This window comes from Candidatus Obscuribacterales bacterium (genome assembly GCA_036703605.1).
In the GTDB taxonomy this organism is placed as follows: domain Bacteria; phylum Cyanobacteriota; class Cyanobacteriia; order RECH01; family RECH01; genus RECH01.
The window spans coordinates 1-4,837 of record DATNRH010000266.1 but is presented as its reverse complement, the minus strand read 5'-3'; the positions used below and the strand labels follow the sequence as shown (position 1 = coordinate 4,837).

The following is a 4,837-nucleotide window of genomic DNA, read 5'->3' as shown; positions in this document are numbered from 1 at the left end:
AAGCCATTGATATGAATCTTGAGACGGCTGGCCCCCTGCCTCTCCAGAAAACGATGAAACACCATTCCTAAATGCTGGCGCACACAATCCACTTGTTTGACCCAATATTTCTCCGACGAATCATCCAATTGATTCGCCCCGGCACGACGCACAACTCGGTCGAGCTCCTCCAGCAACACCACTGTACCAGACTCCAGCTTTTGATCATCGAGTTGGTTTAGCTTGGCCCCGGTATTCTTATGGGGGGTCCGCAGCAGCTGCCAGCCTTGGACGTCTGGGCGGGCTAGATGATCAAGGTCCCACCTTCTCAGCGCATCGTGACCACCCTTGACTCTCGAAAGCACAGTCAGCCTTCTAGCTTGGGAGAATGATGCCGTCTTCAGCCCGAGGCCAAAGCGTCCCAGATCGCGCTCATCCCGTTGCTCCAACGGATGGGTTGAAGCTAGGCGCATAGCCTGCTTCAGCTCATCCTCAGCCATACCACGGCCATCATCGGTAATCGAGATCCATGAATCGTCTCCTTCCCACTCCATGCGCAACCACACATTCCGAGAACCAGCTGTGATGCTATTGTCGATTATGTCAGCCAAAGCTGTGGCAAGGCTGTAGCCGCCGGCACGCAAGCCCTCGATCATACCAGATGCATCCGGAGGAACCTCCTCGAAGTCATGGTCATAATTGTCCTCAGTCATTGTTCAGCAATCTTGCTGCGATGCATGGTAGAGCATGGCTGCAGGCATATACGATCTATCGAAACTGCGTATTTTTGTAAAGTGATCACGATAAACACAATTTGCTGAGATTTTATGTCATAATGAAATGACCAAGGCACCTGCCTAAGTCACTCACCTCAAAGAACCCGCCCCGGCCCAAAGCTGCGGTGGGTTCTTTGTTTCTAGAAACCACAACCCCAATAGACATTTATGACACACCTCATTCGTCACAACCCCAATCCCTGCCAGCCTCTAGCTCGCCGGCCCTCGAGATCCAAGTCTCGTTGGATCTTATTTGCCGCGATGGCAAGCTTGGTCATTTCACTAGCCGCCTGCAGTGAAACCACGCCGCCAGCCAGCCAGCCTACTGTGGCCGTTACGGATACCACTCCAGTCGGCAGCGGCTTACGGACCCTAGCCTACAGCGTAATCGCAGGATGCGTTGTGATAGTCATGGGAAAGTTGATCCGCTGAACCCATGAGCTTCAGAGGAATCATCAACCGCCTGCTGTATCTGGCTCTCACAACGTGGATCGTCGGCTCCATCATCGATAGTTTTGGATGGGGGCTCTACTTCGCCCTCTTGCCTATTTCGCTCTATGAGATGGTCCGTCCGCGCCCTGTGAAGAAGGCCAGAAACCCGGACCTAATCGACCATGACCGCTAAGACCGTCGTGATGGTGTTCGCACTTCTCGCGTTCGCGGGAATTGCACTATCCATCCTCGCTGAATTCATCGCGCCCATCCTCATCGCCATCGTCATCTTTACGGTGCTAGTGGTGGCAAGTAATTGGCGCAGATGGTGAACCTAAATACATGTCATGCCACGCAACCTGTATACACCCCGGCTCTCTGATGACGTTGTCCGTGCCCTCTACCGGGAGGGACAGCGCTTAAAGAAGCCGATGACCAAACTCGCCGATGACCTGCTTCGCCAAGCTCTCGGCTCATCAAAATCCCCGGCATTACGTGTTGCCGAGGATATAACCGCGCCCGCCACTAAGGGCTCCAGCCCGAGTTAACCCGGGCTTAACTCAACACAACCCCGACCGACGAAGAGCCCGGCACTACGCCGGGCTCTTCGTCGTGTACGGGCCCAGCTTTCCATGAACCCACAACCCCAAACCACAACCAACCAAACATTATGGCCATCAAACTAATCGCCAACTATTCCAAACGCCTGGGTCTCCCGGGCTATTCCAGTCATCAATTCAGCGTCTCCGTCGAGACCGAGCTGGTGACCACTGATGACGTGCCGGCTGAAGCCGCGCGCATTTACCACCTGCTTCAGTCCAACGTGGACGAACAGATCCAAGCCACCGGCTTCGTCCCTCCTGCCGACTATGGCATGGAACCCGAAGCCCCACGGACCGAATCCGGCAAGGTCACGTCCCTCGCCGATCACTGGCGCTGCAGCGACAAGCAGAAGGAGCTGATCCTGAAGCTCGTCGACGAGCACCACCTAGACCGCAATGAGGTCGACCATCTCGCCCGCCAGCGCTTCGGCAAGGGCGTGAAGCAGCTCAATAAGGTGGAAGCTTCGGGTCTTATTGACGAACTCATAGAAAACACTGGCAACCGCCCCCAGTCCAATGGACAGGGACGTGGCGGCCGAAACGCCTACAAGGGCAGGAACGGGAGGGCCTCGGCATGATCGCCACCACCCAAGCCATTAAGGAGCAGTCCGAACTGCCCCGGATGCTGCCTACCCACATCAGCCCGACGGCAGCGAAGTCGTATCTCAACTGCTCGCTCAGATTCTACTTCGAGCGGGTAGCCTGCCTGCCCCGGCCGACGTCCCCGGCGCTCCATCTGGGCAAGGCCATCCACGCGGCCCTGCAGTCGTTCCACCTCGCCCGCTGGCGGGGTGGCGACGACAGCCCAGAGGCTGCTGCCACGGCCTTTGAGGACGCCTTCCTGCGCCTTGAGCGCGAGGAAGGCCCCGTCAGCTATCAGAGCGAGGAGAAGCGCCAGAAATGCCGTCAGGATGGTCTTCGGGTCATCGCTGCCTATCTCGATAGCTCGGAGGCCCCCAAGGACAAGCCAAGGGCCGTGGAAGTGCTCCTCAAGGAGGACATCCCCGGGCTCTCCGTGCCCCTAGTGGGCGCCATTGACCTAGTGGAGGAGGACTACAGCCCAGTCGACTTCAAATCGGCTGCGAGCAAACCCGACTCGGATAACGCCCGACTCGACCACGAGCTCCAGCTGGTGAGCTACCAGTTGCTGCTCGAAGCCGTGGGTGAGACCCCCCCAAAGCTGGATCTGGTCTACTTGGTCAAAACCAAGGCACCGCAGGTTATCCGGGTGTCAGCTCCGCCGGCAGACAGCCAGCGCAAGGAGCGAGTCATTCGCATGCTCGATACGGCCGTAGAGGGCATCGCCGAGGGCCGGCATCACCCGCAACCCGGAATGCAGTGCTCGTGGTGCCAATTCCGCAACGAGTGCGCCAAGTGGCCGGCATCGGTCGGTAGTAAGGCTGCGCAGGCCATTTCCAGAGGCCGGGAATGAAGGAGAGAAGCGCACGCCCGGGCTGAGATCCGGGCGTGTGGCTGCCTTCTAATTAACAAATCATACTCTTGTGATTGAGTTTTAATCACAAGTCCTACTAAATCTCTGTGGTGGAAGCATTTAAACGTGATCTAGCAACTCTCACGCCCGAGGCTATTTTTAGGCGCCACATAATTCTCCGGCAGAGCGCTGTTATTAACGAGGACTATCATTTTGCCCTTAAAGAGGAGGTGTCTGATCACTTCCGAGTAAACTTTACGGATGTCGTGATGGTAGGATCCGCAAAACTAGGATTCAGCATTAAGCCATCACGAAGATGGGGAGACTTCGGAGATACTTCAGACATTGATCTTGCGATCGTAAGCGCACCCCTATTTGAAAAATTTTGGTCAGAACTTCATCGTTACTTTTCACAGGGAGGTTACTGGCCGAAAAAAGATAAGTTTTTGCCTAAATTCTTTGAAGGCTGGATCAGACCTGACCTGTTCCCACCCGGAGGAAGCTTTGATGCATCTAGAGACTGGTGGGAGTTTTTTAATGGTCTTGGCGCATCAGGGAAGTTTTCTTCGGTTCGCATTAGAGCGGGCCTTTATCATTCATGGCCTTTTCTAGAATCATATCAGTGCACCTGCATACGCGAATGCCAAGCCGAACTAAGCTAAAATAATGAAAACATCAGCAAGCAACCGCAGATTAAGAGTGCTTCTCACCGCGCTTTCGGACAAGACATTGGATCCTCGCCCAGAATTTCAACGCCGACTGGTATGGTCCAACAAAGACAAGGTTCAATTTATTAAAACTGTGCTAGAAGGTTACCCGTTTCCTGAAATCTACATCGCATCAGGCCATGTAGAAACAGACACAGGGCGCGGCATCGAAATGCTAGTAGACGGGCAGCAGCGCATGACAACTTTACATCAATACTTCATGGGCAGCGACGATTTGAGACTGGGAACACTAGTGCCTGATTACAAAGCATTAACAGACGATCAAAAATTGGAATTCCTAGAATACGAGGTTGTCGTTCGGGATTTAGGGAAATTGGAGCTCAGCGAAATCAAAACGATTTTCGAGAAAATCAACTCCACATCTTATGGACTAAATGCGATGGAAATTCGAAATTCCAGATATGCAGGTGCATTCAAAGATTTTTGCGAGGAATTAGCGACAGACGACTTCTTTGAGCGCTACAGAGTATTTTCTGCAGCTGAAATACGCAGGATGCAAGATGTCCGCTATTGTATAGTTTTGGTGGCAACTATGCTATCCGGCTATTTCAATCGCGACAACGATGTGGAGACTTTTCTCGAATTGTATAGCGAGTCATTCCCAAAAAAGGAGGCCGTTAACAGTAAAATTAAATCTGCATTTTCTCTGATCGAAGAACTTGGTTTCACACCAGATGCAAGAATCTTCAAAAAAGCTGATTTGTTCACTGCTGTAGTCGAATACTGCAAACTTAATGATGACGAAGTTACAGGCTTGAACATCAATACTGCTTCTCAGCGATTAGCTGAATTTTATAAACATGTAGATTCAGACCCCGACTCTCCTGAGTATACAGGTGATGCTGCCATTTACCATAAAGCCTCCCTGCAAGCCACCAATGACAGATC

General features: G+C 53.1%; 6 protein-coding genes. 5 read left to right on the top strand and 1 reads right to left on the bottom strand.

From position 1 onward, the window contains the following. Nucleotides 1–692 (bottom strand): ATP-binding protein (locus V6D20_05480; GenBank protein HEY9815242.1); only part of this gene is annotated, 692 nt, incomplete at its 3' end. A 677-nt stretch (nucleotides 693–1,369) separates the two neighbouring features. Here V6D20_05480 and V6D20_05475 point away from each other — a divergent pair. The 5 genes from V6D20_05475 to V6D20_05455 all read left to right on the top strand — a co-directional run. Next, entirely contained in the window at nucleotides 1,370–1,519 is a 150-nt protein-coding gene (locus V6D20_05475) for a hypothetical protein (GenBank protein HEY9815241.1), read from the top strand. A 338-nt stretch (nucleotides 1,520–1,857) separates the two neighbouring features. Beyond that, nucleotides 1,858–2,367, top strand: coding sequence for a hypothetical protein (locus V6D20_05470; GenBank protein HEY9815240.1), 510 nt, complete (start codon nucleotides 1,858–1,860; stop codon nucleotides 2,365–2,367). Then, nucleotides 2,364–3,221 carry a PD-(D/E)XK nuclease family protein gene (locus V6D20_05465; protein HEY9815239.1) on the top strand — a complete coding sequence of 286 codons (858 nt, stop codon included), beginning with the start codon at nucleotides 2,364–2,366 and terminating at the stop codon, nucleotides 3,219–3,221. Before V6D20_05470 ends, V6D20_05465 begins: the two co-directional genes overlap by 4 nt. Before the next feature lie 110 nt (nucleotides 3,222–3,331). Next, nucleotides 3,332–3,883 (top strand): hypothetical protein, encoded by a 552-nt coding sequence (locus V6D20_05460; GenBank protein ID HEY9815238.1) that lies wholly within the window; start codon nucleotides 3,332–3,334, stop codon nucleotides 3,881–3,883. Between the two features lie 4 nt (nucleotides 3,884–3,887). Next, nucleotides 3,888–4,837: DUF262 domain-containing protein (locus tag V6D20_05455; protein ID HEY9815237.1), on the top strand; the 950-nt coding region annotated here is incomplete at its 3' end.

Excerpts from the sequence above, each read along its gene's own strand:
- V6D20_05475 (HEY9815241.1), top strand. The coding sequence starts at position 1,370 with ATGACCGCTAAGACCGTCGTGATGGTGTTCGCACTTCTCGCGTTCGCG.
- V6D20_05470 (HEY9815240.1), top strand. The coding sequence starts at position 1,858 with ATGGCCATCAAACTAATCGCCAACTATTCCAAACGCCTGGGTCTCCCG.
- V6D20_05465 (HEY9815239.1), top strand. The coding sequence starts at position 2,364 with ATGATCGCCACCACCCAAGCCATTAAGGAGCAGTCCGAACTGCCCCGG.